Origin of the sequence: Streptomyces sp. NPDC046197 (assembly GCF_040646295.1) — a bacterium.
Taxonomy (GTDB): Bacteria; Actinomycetota; Actinomycetes; order Streptomycetales; family Streptomycetaceae; genus Streptomyces.
On the sequence record NZ_JBEYZY010000012.1, the window covers coordinates 184,092 to 204,535 of the forward strand.

Here is a 20,444-nt window from a genome sequence, read left to right on the forward strand (position 1 = left end):
CGTCCCACCCCGTGGTCTCGCACCGTAGGCACCCCGCCGCGGTGCCGAGGGGGTGTCTTCACGAGTGACCGCTCGATGATCGAAGAGCGATGTCGAGCGACGTCAGGTGAAGGCGCGCTGATCGGAAGTGACCGAACGCCTGGCCGGGGCTTTGTCACCGCCGTGTCACAGGCGATCAATGCGGGAACCCGGCGTCGGCCGGACCTGTCTGTCTCGGCGAGTGCCGGCGACGGGCCGGCCCTGTGCAATCCGAATTCGGGGGGCGTCATGCAGTACGGAAACGGCATCCGCAGAGCGTTGATGGCAATGGTCGCGGTTTCGGCGGCCGCGGTGTCGGTGACGGCGTGTCAGCCGGGTGACGCCGGCGCGGGTGCGGCCAGTTCCTCTCCGAGCGCGCCCGGCGCGGCGGCGTCCTCCGCCACGGGCGCACCGGACTCCGTCTCCTCGCAGCCTTCCCGGGCACAGCAGCCGTCGAAGCCGCATGCGACGGCTTCCCACGCGTCGGGCTCGTCCCACGGGTCGGGCTCGTCCGGCGCGACGCTGAAGGCCTGTGGGGCGAGCGGCCTGAATGCGAGCGCCCGTCAGGCTGCCGATCGCCCGGAGGGCACGGGGACCGGAGCGGCGGTTGTCGAGTTCACCAATGTCTCCGGCAAGCCGTGCCTCCTGCAGGGCCACCCGTCGGTGGCCGGGGCGGCCAACGGCTCGCCGCAGCACAGCGTTCCCCTGCAGGTGACGCCCAAGGGCTCGGCCCTGCCGGTACGTCTGGCGCCGGGTGGCAAGGCCTGGGTGAAGCTGACCTTCGTCCAGGTCCAGGGTGAGGCCGACGGTTACTGCAAGTCCGGCTCCAAGCCGGTCGTGTACCCCACGCTGGTGGTCGGGCTGCCCGGTTCCGGGGCGCACCAAGTCGCGCTGGACGACGGTCAGTTCGCCGAGTGCGACAACAAGGTGACCGTCACCGCGGTGTCGGCCGTGAAGCCTTCCTGAACGATCCGTGCGAGCAGCTCCCGTGTCAGCGGTCCTCTTGCCCTGACACGGGAGGGCGGAAGCAGGCGATGACGGCCTTGCCGTGGGGACAGGGGCGCGATTCCCAGCTGTCGGCCAGCGCATCGACGAGGAACATGCCCCGGCCGCCGACCCGTTCGGTGCTCGGCGGCCGGGGGGTCGGCAGCTCGGTCGAGGTGTCGTGCACCGCGATGTGCAGGCAGCGGCTGTCCCAGGTGAGTACCAGTTGCGCGCTGCTGTGGGCGTGGTGATGGGCGTTGGTGACCAGCTCCGAGACGGTCAGCAGCACGGCGTCCGCCGTCTGTGGGGCGCTGGTGCTCCAGCCGAGTGTGTCCAGGTGCTCGCGTGCCCAGTCCCGTGCCGCCTTCACCCCGTCGTTCAGCGGCAGGCAGCGTGCCCAGCCCACTGCCCGCAGCGATGATCCTTCCACCCTGGTCCCCTTCCGGTCCGCTCCGGCTGTCGCCACGCCTACCCCCGGCCGATACGTTGACGCGCCTCGCCGTCCGGGCGCGTAACAGTCCCGGGCGCACTCCTGCGTCCGCCGACTTCCAGGAGGTCGAGGAGCCGGCGGACGCGGTCGTGCGGCCGGGGGTCCGTCAACGCCTGTCCGTCGGCCGGGACGGACAGACCGGATCGGTCACCGGGAATCCGGATCGATCACCAGTAATGGCGACGGCCGGCGACCGCGTGTCCCGCGGCGCCAAGGACCCACAGGACGGCGCCGACCACGGCAAGGATGATGCCGATGGTCCACAGAACTGAAATGCCCGTGACAAAGCCGATGACCAGCAGTATCACGCCGAGGACGATCATGGCCGCCTCCCGTTGCGAGTAGTACCTCTTTCATCGTGTACCCCGCAGAAGCGCGCATCACCGCCCCGAGTTTCACCGCCCTTCGACATGGTGAACCAGTGGTCCCCGAGGCCGGGGGCCGGCCGAGGTCCGTCACGCAGGATCATGTGACGACAGGGCCTGCCTGTCGGTGGGCGCCGGGACCAGACCGTCCGCCACCAGACCGGCCAGGACCGCTTCGCCGAGGGCGTGCACGGCGGACTGCGGCCGGACCATGACCGTGAACTCCTTGATCCGCCCGTCCTCGTCGAAGTGCAGCAGGTCGATGCCGTGGATCTGCTTGCCGCCCGCGGTGGCGCGGAAGAGCAGGACCTCGGACGGAGCGAGCGAGCCGTCGGTGCTGGTCTCGGCGGTGCCGGTGTAGTGGCCGACGTAGCGGAAGTCCTCGAAGGTGCGCAGGAGGACTCCGAAGAGCCCCAGCACCATCGGCTTGCCTTCGAAGGCTGTGAACTTCACGGGGCTGTAGAAGCGGATGTCCTCGGTGAACAGGTCTTCCAGGAGCGCCAGGTCGCGGCGGTGGACGGCGGTGCGGAAGCGGTCTGCGGTGGTCATGGCGCCTCTCTGCATGGTCATGATTCTGATTACTCATTTTTATGACTACCATGGGGGGAGGGTCCTGCGACAGGGCAGGGACAGGGCGGAGACGGAGCAGAGGGGAGGCGAGCCGATGGCGCTGCGGCACGCCGTGCTGGCGGCACTGCTCGAAGGGGAGCTGAGTGGCTACCAGTTGGCCAAGACGTTCGACCTCGGCGTGGCGAACTTCTGGTACGCCCAGCCCCAGCAGCTCTACGCCGAGCTGAACCGCCTGGAGAAGGACGGACTCATCGCGGGCCGGGAAGTGGTCCAGGAGGCCCGGCCCACCAAGCGCCTGTTCCACGTGACCGACGCCGGACTTGCGGAACTGGAGGCCTTCTCCGCCGCCGCCGCGAAGCCCTCGTTCGTCCGGGACGACCTGCTCGTCAAGGTCCAGGCCGCCGACCACGTCGACCCGCAGACCTTGATCGCGCAGCTCGGCGAGCGCGCCGCCGTCGCTGGAGCCAAGATCGACCTGTTCGGCAAGCTGCTGCGCAGTATGCGGGGCGACCGCACGGAGGAGGAGTTCCTGCGCCACGGTGACCGTATCGGCCCCTATCTGACCTGCATGCGGGGCCTGGCCTTCGAAGAGGGCAACCGGGACTGGTGCGAACGCACGATCGCGGTCCTGCGGGAGCGCCGGCAGGCCCGCGACCGGCTCTGACGGTCTACGGGCCTGCCCTGACCGGCGCGGGCCAACTGCTCGCGCGGCCCCCGCCGGTCGGGCCGGGGAACGGTCAGCCGTGGGAGAGGGTCAGCCGGTAGAAGGCGACGCGTGCTCCCTCGGTGGTGCTGTCGGAGGACGACTGGTTGTAGGAGCCGGCCTTGAAGTACTGCTTGTACTGCTTGAACGACGACGCAATGGCGTAATGGGTGGTGCTGTCGTTGACGGTCAGGTCGATGGTGTTGCCGCCGGTGACGCCGATGGTGTAGCTCCAGGTCCTGCCGATCGACACATGTCCCACCGTGTGCGGTGTCTGTCCCCCCGACGGTGAGTTCTCGGTGCCGAGGACGATGTCGCCGTTGGCGTGGTAGTAGAGCTCCAGCAGCGGCTTGGTCGACGTGCCGCCGCTGCCGAGGTGGATCTGGCCCACGCACACGTTCGACGTCACCGACACCACGCGCAGGGTCGCGCTCATCCGGTGGGTGCCGTTGAGCGACCAGTCGGCGGCGCTGCCGTCGCGGTTCATCTCCCGCAGTTCCGAGCGGGCGTAGTTGGAGTTCGGCGTGGTGACGCCCTTCTCCGGCGCCCAGAAGGTCATCGCGCCGTCGCGTGTGTCGGTGTAGAAGTACGCGTCCTGGTAGCCGTTCGGTCCCTGCAGCCGGGACGAGGGGATGGTGGTCGGCGATCCGGGCGAGCCGACAGGTTCCTGGAGCTGCCATGTCGACAGGTCGAAGTTCCCGCCGGGTGCGACGTGGGGGTCCGCCGCGCCCGCTGTGCCTCCGCCGAGGAGGGTCAGCGCGCCGGTCAGGCCGGCGACGGTCGTCGTCGCGAGGAGCTTGGGACGAGTCATGGGGGGTTCCTTCTGCGGCTCGGGCTCATGGGTGATGGTCTGTTCAGAACACTGAACTTCAGGCGCATCCTTGGACGGCCGATGTCTGGTGAACTTAAAGGTCTGAACCAGACACGTCAAGACGCGAAGTGGCCGACTCCGTCGGGCGCCTGACGTCACGTGAAGTGGGCCGATGTCCGCTCACCGCCCGGTGGACCTGCGGGCCGCCCACGGGGCCGGGCCCCGGACACCCGGATGGCGGAAGTGGGGATTCCGCCTCGATGGCTCGTGACCAGAGAGGTCGTCGGAATTCGAGCTCTTTGGCGACGTCACCACGTTCCGTCGGCGTTTCTTACGGATCACCCGCTCGTTGACTCAACCGTGTCATCGAGCGATGTCCCATCGCTCCTTCCTGTGCCAACCCCGCCCTTTCGAGGGCATGCGAACGGAGGCCCCCGTGCGAGTGACCGAAATCCAGAGCTGCGAGGTCCGGCCCGGCCGCCTCGTGGAGTGGACACTGCACCCGACGACCGTCGAGGTCGCCGCCGTCTCGCCGGATGACACCCGTCCGCCCGCCTATGTGCAGGAGGCTCACGTTCGCACGGCCAGGGCGGTGCGCGAAGACGGCTTGCACGTGCCGACCTGGCTGGGCGCCGCGTTCGACATCCCGGGCAAGGTCGACCTCGACGTCCTCCAGGGCGCTCTGCGCGCCTGGACGCTGCGCCACGAGACCTTGCGCAGCGGCTTCCGCTGGAGCGAAGGGGAGATGCGGCGCTTCACGCTGGACGCCGAAGCCGTCGCACTGCACCGGAAGGACGTCGGCGAGTTCGCCGACGGGACGGCCCTGGTACAGCATCTGCAGAAGCGGTTCGACGTCGCGGCGGACGCGCTCAGCTGGCCGAACTTCATCTACGCCGCGGTCGTCAGGGACGACGACACCAGTGTCTACATGGCCTTCGACCACAGCAACGTCGACTCGTACTCGATCCAGCGCATCACCGCCGAGATCCACGAGCTCTACTCCGCCGCTCTGGAGGGCCGCCCCATGATGGGGACACCGGTGGCGAGCTATGTCGACTTCTGTGCGGCCGAGCGCACGAAGGCCGACCAGATCGACGACACGCACGGGATCGTCGCGCGCTGGCGCAAGTTCATCGCCGAGTGCGACGGGAAGCTGCCCAACTTTCCCGTCGACCTGGGGCTCGACCCCGAAGGGCCGCTCCCCACCCAGCGGTTGATGCAGGAGATGCTCGTCGACGACGCGGACGCGGCAGCCTTCGAAGCCCACTGCCGCCCCTACGGCGGCAGCCTCGTCGGCATCCTCGCGGCCACCGGCCTCATCGTCCACGAAATGAGCGGACAGCAGGTGTACCGCACCGTGGTGCCCTTCCACACCAGGGCGAAGTCCCAGTGGTCGGACTCCGTCGGCTGGTACGTGGGTGGTGCCCCGGTCGAGATTCCCGTGGGCCATGCGGAGGATTTCGACAGTGCGCTGCAGATGGTCCGCGCCGCGGTGCGGGAGAACCGGCCGCTGGCACGGATCCCCATCGCCCGCGTCCTCAAGCTGCTGGGCTCCGACTTCCGGCCCACGTCCCCGGACCTGTACTCGATCATCTCGTTCGTCGACGCGCGTGGCATCCCCGGTTCGACGCAGTGGCAGGACCTGAAGGCGTACGGGCTGATCCGGGTCTCCTACGGTGATCAGGTGTGTGCGTGGATCACCAGGCTCCACGAGGGCCTGCAGTTCGCCGGCCGCTATCCGGACAACGACATCGCGTACCTCAACATGCGGCGCTACGTCGAACGGCTGCGGGCACGCATCACCTCGGTGGCGCGCGAGGGGACCCGGGCGCGGGTGCCCCTCGCCTGCTCCACCACGGCCTGAGCCGGATCGTCGGAGGCCGGGACAGGGAGTGGTCAACTCGTGCCCGAGGGACGGATGTTCTGGTTGAGACGGAACATGTTCGTGGGATCGTAGGCGTCCTTGACCCGCACGAGCCGTTCGTGGACCGCGGACGGGTACGAGGCCCGCACCTTGTCCTCGGCCGCGTCGCCGGTGAAGTTCACGTACATGGTTCCCTGGCCGTGCTCTGCGATCTCCTCGCGGGTCTCGCGGGCCCACGCGACAAGCCTGTCGAAGCCGCTCGCCTCGGGGGAGCGCGCGATGACGTTGCACAGCACGCTCGCCTGCCGCTGGCTGAATGCGGTGGCCTCGGCGGGCACTCGGCCGAACGCACCGCCCAATTGGTGCAGATGCAGTTCGCTCGAGGGCGAGGGCGTCGTGAGGTGGCGCCGCAGCAGCGCGTCGATGGCGGCGTCGGACGGCTCGATGAACGCCGACGTGAAGTAGTTGTGGGCGCCGGCCGTCCACAGCGGGTCGAGCAGCGACTGCATGCCCGTGTACGGCATGGGGCCCATGATGTCGGCGATCGGTGTGCCCAGCCTGCGCAGCGGTCCGACGGCCTCCTCCCCGTCCGCGGGGGCGCCCGCGTACATGCCGGCCAGTACCACGACACGGGTTCCGTGGACCTCCTCGGGCAGGAACGGCACAGGGGGTGCCGTCGTCAGATTGAGCAGCGTCGTCAGGCCGTCGGGCATGCGCCCGATCAGCTCGCGCCAGCGGGTGATCACCTGTCGGGCCTGCGCCAGCGGGTAGACGATCAGGCCGGCCAGGACCTGCGGCCCGACCGGGTGCAGCTCGTACTCCAGCGACGTGACCACCCCGAAATTGCCGCCGCCGCCCCGCAGGGCCCAGAACAGCTCGGGGTGCTCCCGGGCGTCCGCGTGCACCACCCGGCCGTCGGCGGTGACGACCTCGGCCCCCGTCAGGTTGTCCGAGGCCAGGCCATGGCGCCGCACCAGCCAGCCGACCCCGCCGCCGAGGGTGAACCCGGAGATGCCGGTCGAGGAGACCAGCCCGCCGGTCACGGCGAGACCGAAGGCCTGGGTCTCGTGGTCGAGGTCGCCCCACGTCATACCGGCCTGGGCGACCACGCGGCGCCGCACGGGATCGACGACCGCGCCCTTCATCGGCGACAGGTCGATGACCATGCCGCCGTCGCAGGTCGAGAACCCGGCGATGCTGTGCGCGCCGCCGCGCACGGCGACCAGCAGATCCTGGCTGCGTGCGAACTCGACGGCACGGATCACGTCCGCGGTTCCGGCGCAGCGCACGATCAGAGCCGGGTGCTTGTCATGGGCCGCGTTCCAGACCGCTCGGGCCTCGTCGTAGGAGGCGTCGCCCGGACGGACGACCGTGCCGCGCAGGCCTGCCTCCAGCTCGCCAATGGTGGCGTCCCCCAGGACGCCCTGTGCAGTGTCGATCGACATTGTCGGCTCCTCGGTATGAGTGCTCTCACTGACACTCAGGACCGTAGGGACCGTCTCTTAGCACTCACTCAGCAGCCGCTTTGACCGCTGCACACCCCGGGCACCGTGCGCCGCAGGACGGCCGGCCCCCGCCGGTCGCCGAGGCGGGCGAAGAGGTCACCGGCCCGGGCGGCCGCCGCGCCCGCGGCGTCGCGTTCCTGCGCCTGCCACAGCAGCTGTGCCAGCATCAGCGCGACCCACCCCGCGGCCGACGGCGACCCGGCGACGAACTCCAGACGCAGGGCACGGGTCAGCAGGGCGCGGGCTTCCTCCGCGTCGCCCGCGCTCCGCGCCACGAGTCCGAGGTGGAGCAGGCTGTTGGTGGTGCCCGGGGTGTCGTCGGTCTCCTCGAATCCCGCGAGCGCGCGGGCGACGCCGGCCCGTGCGCCGTCGGTGTCCCCGGCGGCCAGGCGGAGCAGGCCGAGGCAGCCGAGGGTGATGCCCTCCTCCCGGCGGTCCCCGAGCCGGCGCCGGATGGCCAGGGCCGCGTCCAGGTACTCCCTTGCCCCGTCGAGATCGCCCCGGGCACGGCAGACGTTGCCGAGCGTGTTGAGCGCCAGGGACTCCCCGTGCGGGTCGGCGAGCGCACGGAAGCAGTCGACGCTGTGTTCGGCCGCAGCCATGGCGCCGTCGCAGTCGCCCTCCAGGCGGAACGCCCACGCGAGACTCGCCAGGACGTATCCGCGCGCCCGGGACGCGCCGACCGTCCGGCCCGCCAGTACCGTCTCCTCGAAGAACAACGACACCTGCCCCGCCGCGTCCTCCTGGACCGCGTAACCCGGTGTCACGACCGGGAAGAACGGCTCGCCGTCCTTTCCGATCTCCTCCAGCAGCCGCAGACTCTCCCCGCAGGCCTCGCGGGCCGTCCTGCTCTCGCCACGGCAGACGGCCCAGACACCCTCGTGGTGCGCGGCTGCGGCGAGGACCGGGCGCGCGCCGACGTCACGGGCGAGCTGCCGGGCCCGGTCGAGACCGCTGCGCGCGCGGTCCCAGGCACCCCGCATCCACAGCAGAACCGCCTGCTGAAAGAGCGCGTACGCCAGCGCGGCCGGCTCCGGCCACCGCTGGTGGATCCCGACGATCTGCCCGCCGATGTCCTCCAGCGGGGATCCGTCGCCGAGGCGGATCGCCAGCACGGCCCGCCCCATCAGCGCCTTCGCACGCCGCGGGGTGGGCTCGGGTGCCGCGGCCAGGGTGTCGTCCAGCCAGCGGCGCCCCTCGGCGAGCAGTCCGCGTTCGGACCAGAACGACCGCAGGGCGACCGCGAGGCGCAGCGCGCTGTCCGGGTCGGAGCGCAGGAACGAGCGCAGGGCGGCCCGGAGATTGCCGTAGTCGGCCTCCAGTTCGAGCGACGTCGCCCCAGTCACTCCGGTGGGCGGCTCGCGGTCCCGCGCCTCGGCGAGTTCCAGGTAGAAGTGCCGATGCCGGTCCTCGATGGGAGCGACTTCCCCGGCGGCCCGCAACCGGTCCGCGGCGTACTGCCGGATCGTCTCCAGCAGCCGGTAGCGGGCCTCGTCCTCACGGGGCTCCACCCACACCAGTGACTTGTCGGCCAGCCGGCCGAGCAGGTCCAGCACCGACGAGTACCGGATGCCTTCCGCGCACACCTCCTCGGCCGCGGTCAGCGAGAAGCTGCCCGCGAAGGCCGCGAGCCGGCGGAACAGACGCCGTTCCTCGTCGTCGAGCAGCCGATGGCTCCACTCCAGGGTGGCCAGCAGCGTCTCCTGCCGGGTCAGGCCGTGACGGCTGCCCCGGCGGAGCAGGGAAAGAGCGTCGTCCAGGCGTTCCGCGATCTGGTGCGGAGCCAGCACGTGCACCCGGGCCGCCGCCAGCTCCAGCGCCAGGGGCATGCCGTCCAGCCGGAAGCAGATCTGTGCCACGTCGGCCGCGTTCGCCGGGGTCAGCCGGAAGCCGGGGGCCGCGTCGGAAGCCCGCTCCACGAACAACCGCACGGAGGCGAAGCGGCCCAGTTCCTCCAGGGACGGCAGCCGGTGGGGATCGGGCAGTCCCAGGGAGGGCACCCTGAAGGTCCGCTCCCCGTAACTGCGCAACGGCTCCCGGCTGGTGGCGAGCACGGCGACGCCCGGACATCGGGCCAAGAGGTCCGAGACCAGGGCGGCACAGGCGTCGACCAGGTGCTCGCAGTTGTCCAGCACCAGCAGCAGCTCCCGGCCGCCGAGTTGTGCGACCAGGGCTTCCCGGGCCCGGCCGGACGGCGGCAGCTGCAGCCCCAGGACCGCGGCGACCGCGTCGGGCACGAGATGCGGTTCCGTGAGCGCGGCCAGGTCCACGAACCACACCCCGTCCCGGAGCGCGCCGACCCGCCGCGCCGCCGCAGCGAGGGCGAGCCGGGTCTTGCCGCAGCCCCCGGCCCCGGTGAGGGTCAGCAGCCTGCTGCGCCCGAGCAGCCCGTCCACCTCGGCGCTCTCACGCTCCCGGCCGATGAGCGCCGTCGCCGGGGTCGGCAGATTGTGCCGTGGGACTTCCCGCCGCTGCTCGCGCGCCTCGACCGAGTCGGCCAGCAGGGCACGGTAGAGACGCCGTGTCTGTGGGTCGGGGTCGGCGCCGGTGTCCTGGCGGAGCGCGTCCCGCAGACGTTCGTAGGCGGCCAGCGCCTCCCCGCGTCGCCCGGCCTCGGCCAGGGCGCGCATCAGCGCCCGGTGGCCGGGTTCGTGAAAGGGATCCTCGGCGATCAGGGCGTGCAGCACGTCGATCGCCTCAGGTACGCGGTGATCGCGTTCGAGCGCCTCGGCCAATCCCAGTCTGAGCGTCGTACGCCGCGCCTCCAGGGCCGCTGCCGCCTCGTTGGTCCAGGGCTCGTACCGGTCCTCCGGCAGCAGCCCGGGCTCGGCCTGGGCGAGCGCGGCACGGTAGTCCGCCACGTCGCCGTCGTAGGAGATGCGCCGCACCGCCTCGTCGAGCTCGTCGAGATCGGTCCGCACCCCGCCGTCGGGGCCCAGGAGCACCAGGTCGTCGCGCAGCACGACGACGTCGCCGGGCGCCCCCGCGGAGGTCAGCGCGCGCCGTGCGGCGTGCAGCACCTGGTGCAGGTTGTTCGACGCGGCGGTCTGCTCGAGGTCCGGCCACAGCAGGTCGTAGAGCTGCTCCCGGTGCATCCGGTGGCCGGGTGTCAGGCACAGCAGTTTCAGCAGGCTGCGGGCCTTGCGCAGGCGCCACGCCCCGGTGGCGACCGGGCGGCCACCGACCGCCACGGCGAAACCGCCGAGGAGCCGGATGTGTACCTCATCGGCCATGGCTGTCCTCACGAGCAGGCTACCGCCTGAGAAGCCCCGCGGAATGCGGACGGGCGTGCCCTCGGGACGCCGTGCCGGCCGGTCCGGCAGCGTCGGCGCGGGCGCCGCGCGCCCGGGAAGGCTGAGCCTGTCAGGGGGCGAGAGAGCAGGCGCGGGAGATGAGCAGGGCCACGTCGTCGTGGTCGTCGGGGTGCCGGAGCTGCTCGAGGAGCCGGTCGCAGGTCTCCTCCAACTCGGATTCGAGCGAGCCGAGATGACTCAGGAGGGAGGCGAGGCGCTCGTCGATGGGGTCGTGGCGCGTTTCGACCAGCCCGTCGGTGTACAGGACCAGTTGGGCACCGGGGGCAAAGGGGATGGTGGTGTTCTTGAAGGGGACACCGCCGACTCCGAGCGGTGTGCCGGTGGGCAGGTCGAGCAGACACGGGCGCTCGCCGCTGCGGGCCAGGACGGGGGGAAGGTGACCGGCGTTGGCGATGCGGCACTCGGCGCGATGGGGGTCGTAGATCGCGTAGACGCAGGTGGCGATGTACTGCTCCAGCTTCGACGTGGTCCGGTCGAGGTGCTGCAGGACCTGGGCCGGATCCAGATCGAGGTCGGCGAAGGCGGCGGTGGCGGTGCGCAGCCGCCCCATGGCCGCGGCGGCGTCGATGCCGCTGCCCATGACGTCGCCCACCACGAGTGCCGTCCTGTCGCCGTCGAGCGGAATGACGTCGTACCAGTCGCCGCCGATCTCGTAGGCGGCCTGTGCGGGCAGGTAGCGGGAGGCGACCTGGAGTCCGGGAAGGCGCGGTGCGTGGTCGGGCAGCAGGCTGCGCTGCAGGGTCTCGGCGGCGTTGCGCACGCTCTGGTGCGTGCGGGCGTTGTCGATGCACACGGCGGCGCGGGAGGCCAGCTCGGTGGCGATGGCGAGGTCGTCCTCGTCGAAGGGGCGGGGGTCGCGGGCGCGGACCAGACCCATGAAGCCCAGCACGTTGCCGCGGGCGGTGAGCGGGACGGCCATGTAGGAGTGAACTCCGGCGCGGGCCAGCAGCGTGGCCGCGTGGTCGTTCCGCGCGATGCGGGTCAGGTCGTTTCCGTCGGCGTGGGACACGAGGATGGGCCGGCCGGTGCGCACGCACTGGGTGGCCAGCCGGCCGACGTCGTAGGCGCCGACCCAGCCGGGCGGGTCGGCGGCCTGGACGGCCTCGGTGGGGTAGGCGGCCTTGACCGCCAGGGCGCGGAAGAGCACGGGGCCGTTGCGGGTGGCGGGCCGGTGCTCGTCCACGAAGGAGTCCAGCGCGTCGACGGCGACCACGTCGGCGAAGTCCGGAACGGTGACGTCGGCGAGCTCGTGGGCCGTCCGTTCCACCTCCAGGGTGGTGCCGATGCGGGCGGAGCCGTCGGCGATCAGGGCCAGGCGCCGGCGTGTCTCGCTGGCCTCCAGGGCCGACCGGTAGCGCTCGGTGACGTCCACCACGAAGTCGGCCACGCCCAGGACACGGCCCTGGGTGTCCTCCAGCCGGTACAGGGAGATCGACCACGCGTGCTTGTGTCCCGGGTCCGAGGGGGGCGTGGCGACGACCGTGGCCTGGTCGACGAGGGGATCCCCGGTTTCCAGGACCCGCCGCATCGCGGCCTCGGCCACCTCGAACCTGCGGTCCTTCATGATCTCGCGGTAGTGGCGGCCGAGGTGGTCCTTCGCGGGTATGCCGTGCATGCGCTCCAGGGCGGGGTTCACGGCCAGGTAGCGCAGGTCGGTGTCGAGGATGGCCACGCCGATGGGGGACTGGGAGATCAGCCGCGTGGAGAGGGCGACGTCCCGTTCGACCTCGTGCAGCGTGGTTGAGTCGGTGCCGAGCCCGAGGGCATAGAACTCGCCGCTTTCGCTCATCAACCGCATGTTGCGCAGTTCCACCAGCCGCGTGCTGCCGTCCTTGCAGCGGATGGGAAAGGTGCCGCCCCAGCTCTGCCCGGTCTCCATGACCTGGCCGAACGTCTTGATCACCCAGTCCCAGTTCTCCTCGTGGACGAGCAGGGTGGCCGCGTACTGCCCGAGCGCCTCCTGCGCCGAGTAGCCGTAGAGCTCCTCCGCCTCCGGGCTCCACAGGGCGACCCGTCCCTCGGCGTCCAGCAGCACCGCAGCGACACCGAGGAGGTCGAACAACCCGCTCGGCTGGGACGGCCTGGCCAGCGGCTGACGGGCGTCCGCCCAGCCCAGGCTCGCGGGTGACCGTTCGGTCTCGCTCATCGAGGAAACCCCTTCCGCGGCCGGGCGCCCCCGGGGCCTTCGCCCGCCTGGTCGGGGCGAGGCCTGCTCGGGCTCGCGGGCGCTCCGGCTTCCATGGTCTCTCGGGCCGGGCGAACAACGCACCCCGTCCGGGAACAGCAGCCCGGGGTCGCTGCCGGATCAGGCCGGCTGCTGCCGCCTGGCGGCGAACACCGCGTACACGACGACGCCCGCGAACAGGAACAGCACGCCCTGGTAGACCGCCGCGTACCCGGCGCCCGCGACCAGCCACATCGAGAACGCGGCCGCGACTGCCGCGACCACGCCGTCCCGTACCAGCCGCGCCCGGTCGACCAGCTCGCGCCGCCCCGAGACGAGGTGGAAGATCTGCGCCGCGGTGGCCAGCAGGTAGGGCACCGTGGCGGTGAACGTGGTGACCAGGACCAGGATCTCGAAGACCTTGGCCGAGCCCGACATGTAGTTGTAGACGGTGAGCAGCGAGGCGAGCACGACGGTGACGCCGACCCCGACGGTCGGCACGCCGCGCCGACGGCGCGCGAAGGCGGCGGGGAACAGGCCGTCCTGCGCCGCGGCATACGGGGTCTGGGCACTCAGCAGCGTCCAGCCGTTGAGGCAGCCCGTCATCGACACCAGCGCGGCGAGGGCGACGGCCCAGCCGCCCCAGCTGCCGCCGAACATGGCGTTCACGGCGTCCGAGAAGGGCGCGCTGGACTTGACCAGGCGGTCGTGCGCGACCGTACCGAAGACGGACAGCGTGCCCAGCAGGTAGACGAACGCCGCACCCGCGGTACCGATGACGGTGGCGCGTCCCACATTGCGCCGGGCGTTCCTGACCTCGCCGGCGCTGACCGCGGCGGACTCCACACCGAGGTAGGAGAAGAGCAGCAGTGCGGCGCAGGCGGACACCGCGCTGATCGCGCTGCCGCCGTGGGCGTCGAACGGGCCGAGATTGTCCGAGCGGAAGAAGAACAGCCCGCCCACCGCTACGAGCAGCAGCGGCACGAACTTCAGCACGGTGGAGACGAGCTGGACGGCGCCGACGTAACGGGTGCCGGCGAAGTTGGCGAGCGCGGGCAGCCACTGCAGGCCGAGCGCGGCCAGGCAGGCGGTCCAGCGGTGGCCGTTCACCGGGACGAGTACGTCGAGGTAGCCGACGGCGGCGACGGCGAGTGCCGCGTTCGACACCCAGGTGGTGATCCAGTACGCCCAGGCGGCGAGGAATCCGGCGAAGTCGCCGAAGGCCTCGCGGGCGTAGACGTAGGGGCCGCCGGTGCGCGGGTGACGCTCGGCGAGGCGGCCGAAGACGAGGGCAAGGGCGATGGCGCCCACGGTCAGGACGCCGAAGGCGACCAGGCTGACCGTGCCGTACGGGGCGACGGAGGCCGGAAGCACGAAGATGCCGCCGCCGATGATGTTGCCCATGACCAGGGCGGTGGCGACGGGCAGCCCGAAGCGGCGGGCGTGCTTGCCGGTGTCGCCGGTGGGATCATGACGGGTGGTCGGTGCCGCGGGGGTCTCCCGCGGGGCCGGAGCCGGTTGCGTGACGGTTCCGGGGACGTGCATGGTGGTGGAGCGCCTCTCTTCGAACTGGTGTCCGGGATTGCCGGGACGGGCTCCATGGTCGGGTATGATCCGGCGGCATTCCAAATCGCACGTTTTTGTCCTGTATGACACGGTCGCGTGCCGAAAAAGATGAGCCGTCCTGGGTCATGCACCGTGAATCGTCCCGCGGTGCCAGGTCCACACCGTCGCCGTCCGTGGGACATCGGCGTCAGACGGTCATGCTCCAGGCCGCCCTTCGTTCCACGGCCTCGAAGCCCAGGGCGTCGTTGATCCGGATCATGTGACGGTTGTCGTCGGCGTTCAGGGTGTCCACGCGGCGCAGCAGCCGTTCGTGGCGCAGGGCGTGGGCGAGGTTGTGCCGTTTCACCAGCAGGCCGAGGTGGCGCCCGCGGTGTGCGGGATGGACCACGGTGGTGCCCTGGAGCGCGTGCGTGGGACAGGAGTGGGTCATGGTCATGCTGGTCCAGGCCACGAGCTGCCCGGTCCGGCAGGCGACGAGGCCGGTCTGCCAGGCATGCCGCTGGCGCCCCGCGCGCATGGTTTCCATCGCGCGGATGCGGGCCACCGCGAGGTGCGCCGGCACCGGCGACGACGGGTTCAGGAAGCTCTCCAGCGCGGCGAGACCTTCGAGGTGAGGCTCGGGCAGGGCGCTGCCGAGATGGACCGCGCGGTATCCGTGCGGCAGGTCCTGCGGGAACCGGAGGGTGGCTGCGTCGAGGGGGAGGCGCGAGCGGACGAGGGCCGCGGCGCCGGGCGCCGGGCGCAGGCCCATCGCGGTCGCGAAGGCGGCCTGCCGGGCTCCGGTCACGGGTGTGTCCGGGACACGCCCCGTCATCCGGGTGCGGTTGTTGGCCCGGGTCCGCTCCACCGCGCGGGCGTACAGGACGCCGCCCACGCCCCGCCCGCGCCAGGCGGGGTGGACCACGAGGGTGTCGATCTGGCAGGCGTCCGTGCCGTCGGTGAAGACGAGCCGGAGCAGGCCCACGGGGCGACCCTCGCACAGTGCGACGAAATCCTCCCCGGTGGTGCCGGGCCACGGGAACCGAAGCGCTCCGGCCAGGTCGAGGGCGCACGGCTCGGGCTCGTCCGGGGTGTCCGTCCGCATGGCGGCAAGCAGCAGGTCGTGGAGCGGGTCCAGCAGATCCTCGGCGTACGGGTCCACGGGTCTTGTCGTCGCCGTGGCCACCACCTGGCGAGTCGTGCTCACGTGTGGCTCGTGCACTGTGGCCCTCCCTCTGGTCGGGTGAGGAGGTTCGGGGAACCAAGCGGTGATGTCCGGGCCTCGGCGCGATGGTGTCCGGGCCCGGTTCAGTGGTGCCCAGGCCCTGGTCCGGTGTCCGGGCCCCGGCCTGGTGGGGTCTGTGCCTCGGTGGTGTCCCGGCCTTGATCCGGGTGGTGTCTACGCCTCGGTTCCGCCCACGCCCAGACGCCGGGCGAGGTGGGTGACGAGCGCCCTGCCGACCGTGGAGCGTTCGGGTTCGGGCAGGTCCTCGAATGCGGCGGAGACGGTCATCCACTCGTTGAAGACCGGGCCGTCGGCCCCCAGCAGCCAGTCCACGCACAGGTAGTCGGCGTCCACGCTGCGGGCGAGCCGCTCGCTCATCTCGGTGATCTCGGCCGGGACGGTCAATGCCGAACCGCTGCCGCCCTGACTCACGTTCGCCCGGTAGGCACCGGCCTCGGGGGTGCGCAGCAGGGCCGCCAGCTGCCGGCCCTGGTGGACGTAGACCCGTACGTCGCCGGTGTGGGGCAGGCAGGGCTGGACGAGGCAGCCGAGGTCGGCCGGGGCCAGCAGGTCCAGGGCGCTGGAGAGCTGTTCCAGGGTGTCGACCCTGTGCACCCCGAACCCCATGGCCATCTCGCGCGGTTTGATCACGTAGCCGTGCGGCGCGTCGGCGGCGAGCTCCCTGCGGACGGTTTCCAGGGCACGCCGTGTGTAGCGTCCGAAGGGGACGGCGACGCAGGGCAGCACGGGCACGTCCAGCCGGCCGGCGTGGTGGTACATGGCCAGCTTGTCCATGGCCAGCCCTTCCGCCCCGTGGACTCCGTCGGTCAGCAGCACCGCGTCGGAGGCGCGGATGGTGCGGGCGATCGCCTGGATCTGCTGGGCGATGCCCTGGTGCCAGGTCCACGAGGACAGCAGAAAGCCACGGCCCTTGCAGAGCAGATCCTCGTCGCCGTGCCAGAGCCTGGGGCCCGAGTTCCAACCGGGGACCACGTCGCAGGAGTGGACGACGCGGACGTCGAAGCCGTGCTCGACGTACAGGTCCACGCGCTCCGAGCCTTCCCGCTTGAGACGCGCGCCCAGGCCCGGGTCGTAGTTGTCCGGGTTGGTGATCCAGACGAGCTCCGCTCGTGCTCCCGGGGTGTGCGTTGTCATGTCGGAGGCTCCTTGAGGGGGTGAGGCGGTCGCGCGACGGCGGTGAGGCGGGCCGCGGCGCGTGATGGGCGGGTCAGGCCGCGGAGGACTGGGGCTCCGGTTCCGCGGTGGGGAGCCGGAGGGGAAGGTCGCGCAGGGTGCGCAGGGGGGAGAGATACAGCCACAGGCACGCGAGTGAGGTTCCGGCGGCTCCGATCCACACGGCGCCGCGCACTCCGATGAGTTCGGCGGCGGTGCCCCCGCACAGGCTGCCGATCGGTCGGGCACCCCAGGCGAAGAACCGGACGGTGGCGTTCACCCGGCTCAGCAGTTCGGGCGGCACGCTGCGCTGACGGAAGCTCACCTGGGCGACGTTGTACAGCACGACGCCCGCGGCGAAGGCGAAGTTGGCGACGGCGACCAGACACAGCCGCCAGCCCGGGCCGGTGAGTGCCGCGAGCAGGGTGAAGGGTGCGGCGACGAGAACGCTGAGCCTGACCACGGTGCCGTCGCCGAGCCGCCGGATCAGTGGTCCCGCCGCCGCCGAGGCCAGCACTCCGCCGGCCCCTCCAGCGGTGAGGAGGAGCCCGATGGTGCCGGCGGGCACCGCCAGGTTCTTGGCGAGCAGCACCAGCAGCATGGCGTAGGCGATGCTCCAGCACAGGGTCATCGTGGTGGAGCAGAGCACGATCGGCCGCAGCAGCCTGTCCTGCACCACGTAGCGCATTCCGGCCGCGATGTCGCGGTGCAGCCGGGCGCCCGGGCGGCGCGCGGGCCTGGGTTCGCGGTCGTGGATGCGCAGCAGCCATACGGCCGACCACAGATAGCCGAACGCCGTACCGATGACCGCGAGCGGCGCGGTGGCCAGCTGGATGACCAGCCCGCCGACGCCGGGGCCGGCCACCCCCGAGACCTGCTCGATGCTCGCCAGTTTCGCGTTGGCGGGTACCAGTTGCTCGCGTCCGACGACATGCGGGAGGTAGCTCTGATCGGCGATGTCGAAGAAGACGGTCAGCACTCCCACCGCCAATGCGGCGCCGCACAGGTAGCCGACCGACAGCACCCCGGCGGCCCAGGCGACGGGCAGGCCGGCGAGCACCAGACACCGGCCCAGGTCGCAGAAGACCATCACCGGACGTTTGCGCACGCGGTCGACCAGGGCACCGGCGGGCAGCCCGAGCAGCAGGAAGGCAGCCGTCTGTCCGGCCGCGACCAGGCTCACCTGGAACGGCGAGGCGTGCAGTTCGGTGACGGCCAGAATGGGCAGGGTCAACGTCATCAGCCGGAAGCCGAACTGGCTCGCGGTCTGGGCGAGAAGCAGCTTGCGCAGTCCGCCCGGCGGCGCGGACGGGTCGTTCGACAGCGGACTTGCGGCCATGGGCACACATCCTGTCTCGGAAGGGAGACGTTCCTGCGCGGTGTGCGCCCCTCGGCCCGGAGCGACCCGTCGAAGTTATCCGGTACACGTCACCCGGGCAACACATGGCCGGTCCTGGCGAGTTGAACCGGAACTGACGGACAGTCGAACAGTCGCACGGACGCCTCTTCCGGTGCGTTGACCGACCCCGCCGAGGGGGCCGCCCAGGCTGAAATGTCACCCCGGTGCAGAGCGCTTCCGGTGGCCGAGTAACACCGCTTTCCCTCCTCCCGGCTCGCCCCGCGGAAGCACCGGTATGCGCAGGAGTTCTGTGTGTTCGGTGAGGAAAATGTGCCCGTCGCCGACATCCCGGCGCATGCGACAAGGAGATCCAGTGGGGGTGTTATCCGGCCATGAGCCATCACCATTAGTGGCTTGATCAGCACAAACTTGCCTGGTCGCCGGGCTTGTGCGGTGGCGTTGAAGTGTCCTAGCTTCTGCGCTGAACCAACCCGCCACGGGACGGCGCTCCTATCGGCCGGGAGCACGCCCCGCGCCCGTTGTCACCACCTGCTTTCGCGCACTCCACGGCGGCGCGCTTCTTCACTGCACCTCTTCCGGAGAGTCTGCGCGTCGCCGAGAGCCGTCCGCGGTCCTCACCACACCGCGCTCCGCACTCCGTTCTCTGCACAGCGCTGTTCAGCTCCGGCCTTGCGATCTACGCGCGTTCTCACATCGACATTCGGGGGATATCGGTGACATCCGTTCAAGAGGCGTCCTATCAGGGGTTCCGGGGCAAGCGTCTGGCCCTGGTGGAGAGCATGCTCCACTCGGTCTTCTACGACGAGATCGCCGCCGCGCGCCGGCACGGGCTGCGGGTCCACCTGCTGATCAAGGACCGTGAGTGGTACGCCGCCGACGAGAAGGCCTGGCAGGGCCACCCGCTCACCCAGGTGGACGAGTTGACGTTCGCCGACACCCACAGCGCGGAGGCCGTACGCCGGGCGCTCACCGACGCGCACGGTCGGCCCCGGGTCGACGGCATCACCACGTTCTCCGACTACCACACCGAGGTCGCCGCCCAGGTGGCCGAGGAGCTGGGCCTGCCCGGCCCCGGCGCCACCGCGATCGCCACGGCCAACCACAAGCCCTCGCTGCGCGCGGCGCTCGGCGACTCCCGCTACAACATTCCCTACGCCCTGGTGACGCACCCGGGCGAACTCGCCGGAGCGGCCGCGCGGATCGGGTACCCGATGGTGCTCAAGCCGCCGCACGAGGCCATCAGCTACGGCGTCGTGCGCGTCGACGACCCGGCCGAACTCGCCGCCGCCTACGACCAGGTGGCCGCGATCAGACACAGCCTGCGCGGCCAGCCCCGCCCCGGCCACGTGCTGATGGAGCGCTATGTGGACGCGCCGGAGGTCAGTGTCGAGTCACTGACCGTCGAGGGTCGTACCCATGTGTACGGCATCACGGCCAAGTACTTGTGCCCGCCCCCCACGTTCCTGGAAGCGGCGCACAGCTTCCCCGCCGCACTGGGCCCCGGCGTCCGGGCCGAGGTGGAGCAGGCGGTCGCCGAGGTCCTGGAACTGATCGGCTACCGCCAGGGCCCCTGCCACACCGAGGTCAAGATCACCGCGCAGGGCCCGAAGATCGTCGAGGTCAACCCGCGGCTGCCCGCGGGCTGTCTGACGACCATGGTGCGCGACGTGTGCGGCAGCAATCCGCACCTGGACGCCAAGCTGCTGGCGGTCGGCGGACGCCCGGCGCTTCCCACCGGCCGGCGGCACGGCGGGGCGGCTGTGGTCATGCTCTACCCCCCGCCCGGCCCCGCCGTCCTGGACGCCGTCGACGGCGTCGCCGACGCGGAACGGCTGCCCGGCGTGACCGTCAGCCTCTTCGCACGCCCCGGCGAACACCTGTGGCACCGCATCGACAACTCCGGCCGCGTGGGCCTGGTGTACGCCACCGCCGACACCGCCCAGGCCGCCCTGGACACCGCCACGGGGGCCGCCGCCCTGGTCCGCATCAAGGTCGCGTCCGACGAGGCCGCCCTGCCACCGGACGCCGCCGGCCCCGCGTTCCCGGCAATCGACGACACCGACGGATCGAGGCAGCCCCGATGACCGACGCCGATCCGCGGACGGCGACCGTCCGGTCACCGGGCCACACCCGTCCCACCACTTCCGCGCGGCCCCGGCACGTGCGCGGTCCGCTCGCGCACACCACTGCCGTCCAAACCGCCGCCCCGCGCGCGACCCAGTCCGGCGCCACCGCTTCACGCGCGACGGGAACCTGCGCCACCGCTTCACGCGCGACGGGAACCTGCGCCACCGCTTCACGCGCGACGGGAACCTGCGCCACCGCTTCACGCGCGACGGGAACCTGCGCCACC

At 71.3% G+C, this 20,444-nt stretch carries 15 protein-coding genes; 4 read left to right on the top strand and 11 right to left on the bottom strand.

The window, feature by feature from the left end; genetic code table 11:
* Positions 1–267: 267 nt before the first annotated feature.
* Positions 268–984 (top strand): DUF4232 domain-containing protein, encoded by a 717-nt coding sequence (locus AB0A61_RS19205; RefSeq protein ID WP_361293129.1) that lies wholly within the window; start codon positions 268–270, stop codon positions 982–984.
* Between the two features lie 25 nt (positions 985–1,009).
* Here the strand turns inward: AB0A61_RS19205 and AB0A61_RS19210 are convergent, their stop codons facing one another.
* The 3 genes from AB0A61_RS19210 to AB0A61_RS19220 form a co-directional block, all read right to left on the bottom strand.
* Complete coding sequence (locus tag AB0A61_RS19210) at positions 1,010–1,432, bottom strand: ATP-binding protein (RefSeq protein WP_361293131.1); 423 nt, start codon at positions 1,430–1,432, stop codon at positions 1,010–1,012.
* Between the two features lie 227 nt (positions 1,433–1,659).
* Positions 1,660–1,815: a DUF6131 family protein gene (locus AB0A61_RS19215; protein WP_361293133.1), complete on the bottom strand. Its 156-nt coding sequence runs from the start codon at positions 1,813–1,815 to the stop codon at positions 1,660–1,662.
* Positions 1,816–1,947: 132 nt separating this feature from the next.
* Positions 1,948–2,406 carry a nuclear transport factor 2 family protein gene (locus AB0A61_RS19220; RefSeq protein WP_361293285.1) on the bottom strand — a complete coding sequence of 153 codons (459 nt, stop codon included), beginning with the start codon at positions 2,404–2,406 and terminating at the stop codon, positions 1,948–1,950.
* Between the two features lie 115 nt (positions 2,407–2,521).
* Between AB0A61_RS19220 and AB0A61_RS19225 the strand changes: the two genes are divergently transcribed.
* Positions 2,522–3,091: a PadR family transcriptional regulator gene (locus tag AB0A61_RS19225; RefSeq protein WP_361293135.1), complete on the top strand. Its 570-nt coding sequence runs from the start codon at positions 2,522–2,524 to the stop codon at positions 3,089–3,091.
* 73 nt (positions 3,092–3,164) lie between these two features.
* Here AB0A61_RS19225 and AB0A61_RS19230 read toward each other — a convergent pair whose 3' ends face one another.
* Complete coding sequence (locus tag AB0A61_RS19230; RefSeq protein WP_361293137.1) at positions 3,165–3,941, bottom strand: polysaccharide lyase family 7 protein; 777 nt, start codon at positions 3,939–3,941, stop codon at positions 3,165–3,167.
* A gap of 436 nt (positions 3,942–4,377) precedes the next feature.
* On the opposite strand from AB0A61_RS19230, the gene AB0A61_RS19235 reads away from it, so the two are divergent.
* Positions 4,378–5,805, top strand: a complete 1,428-nt coding sequence (locus AB0A61_RS19235) for a condensation domain-containing protein (RefSeq protein WP_361293139.1) — start codon at positions 4,378–4,380, stop codon at positions 5,803–5,805.
* A 32-nt stretch (positions 5,806–5,837) separates the two neighbouring features.
* On the opposite strand, the gene AB0A61_RS19240 is transcribed toward AB0A61_RS19235, so the two are convergent.
* The 7 genes from AB0A61_RS19240 to AB0A61_RS19270 form a co-directional block, all read right to left on the bottom strand.
* Positions 5,838–7,250 (bottom strand): FAD-binding oxidoreductase, encoded by a 1,413-nt coding sequence (locus AB0A61_RS19240; RefSeq protein WP_361293141.1) that lies wholly within the window; start codon positions 7,248–7,250, stop codon positions 5,838–5,840.
* A gap of 68 nt (positions 7,251–7,318) precedes the next feature.
* Positions 7,319–10,543, bottom strand: coding sequence for a BTAD domain-containing putative transcriptional regulator (locus AB0A61_RS19245; protein WP_361293143.1), 3,225 nt, complete (start codon positions 10,541–10,543; stop codon positions 7,319–7,321).
* A gap of 130 nt (positions 10,544–10,673) precedes the next feature.
* On the bottom strand, positions 10,674–12,770 hold the full coding sequence (locus AB0A61_RS19250; RefSeq protein WP_361293145.1) for a SpoIIE family protein phosphatase: 2,097 nt from the start codon (positions 12,768–12,770) through the stop codon (positions 10,674–10,676).
* Positions 12,771–12,929: 159 nt separating this feature from the next.
* On the bottom strand, positions 12,930–14,333 hold the full coding sequence (locus tag AB0A61_RS19255; RefSeq protein WP_361293147.1) for an amino acid permease: 1,404 nt from the start codon (positions 14,331–14,333) through the stop codon (positions 12,930–12,932).
* A 208-nt stretch (positions 14,334–14,541) separates the two neighbouring features.
* Positions 14,542–15,540: a GNAT family N-acetyltransferase gene (locus tag AB0A61_RS19260; RefSeq protein WP_361293149.1), complete on the bottom strand. Its 999-nt coding sequence runs from the start codon at positions 15,538–15,540 to the stop codon at positions 14,542–14,544.
* A 192-nt stretch (positions 15,541–15,732) separates the two neighbouring features.
* Positions 15,733–16,713, bottom strand: a complete 981-nt coding sequence (locus AB0A61_RS19265) for a hypothetical protein (protein WP_361293151.1) — start codon at positions 16,711–16,713, stop codon at positions 15,733–15,735.
* A gap of 73 nt (positions 16,714–16,786) precedes the next feature.
* A complete protein-coding gene (locus tag AB0A61_RS19270) occupies positions 16,787–18,070 on the bottom strand; it encodes an MFS transporter (RefSeq protein WP_361293153.1) in 1,284 nt (427 codons plus the stop codon).
* Positions 18,071–18,804: 734 nt separating this feature from the next.
* Between AB0A61_RS19270 and AB0A61_RS19275 the strand changes: the two genes are divergently transcribed.
* A complete protein-coding gene (locus AB0A61_RS19275) occupies positions 18,805–20,175 on the top strand; it encodes an ATP-grasp domain-containing protein (RefSeq protein WP_361293155.1) in 1,371 nt (456 codons plus the stop codon).
* Positions 20,176–20,444 lie beyond the last annotated feature (269 nt).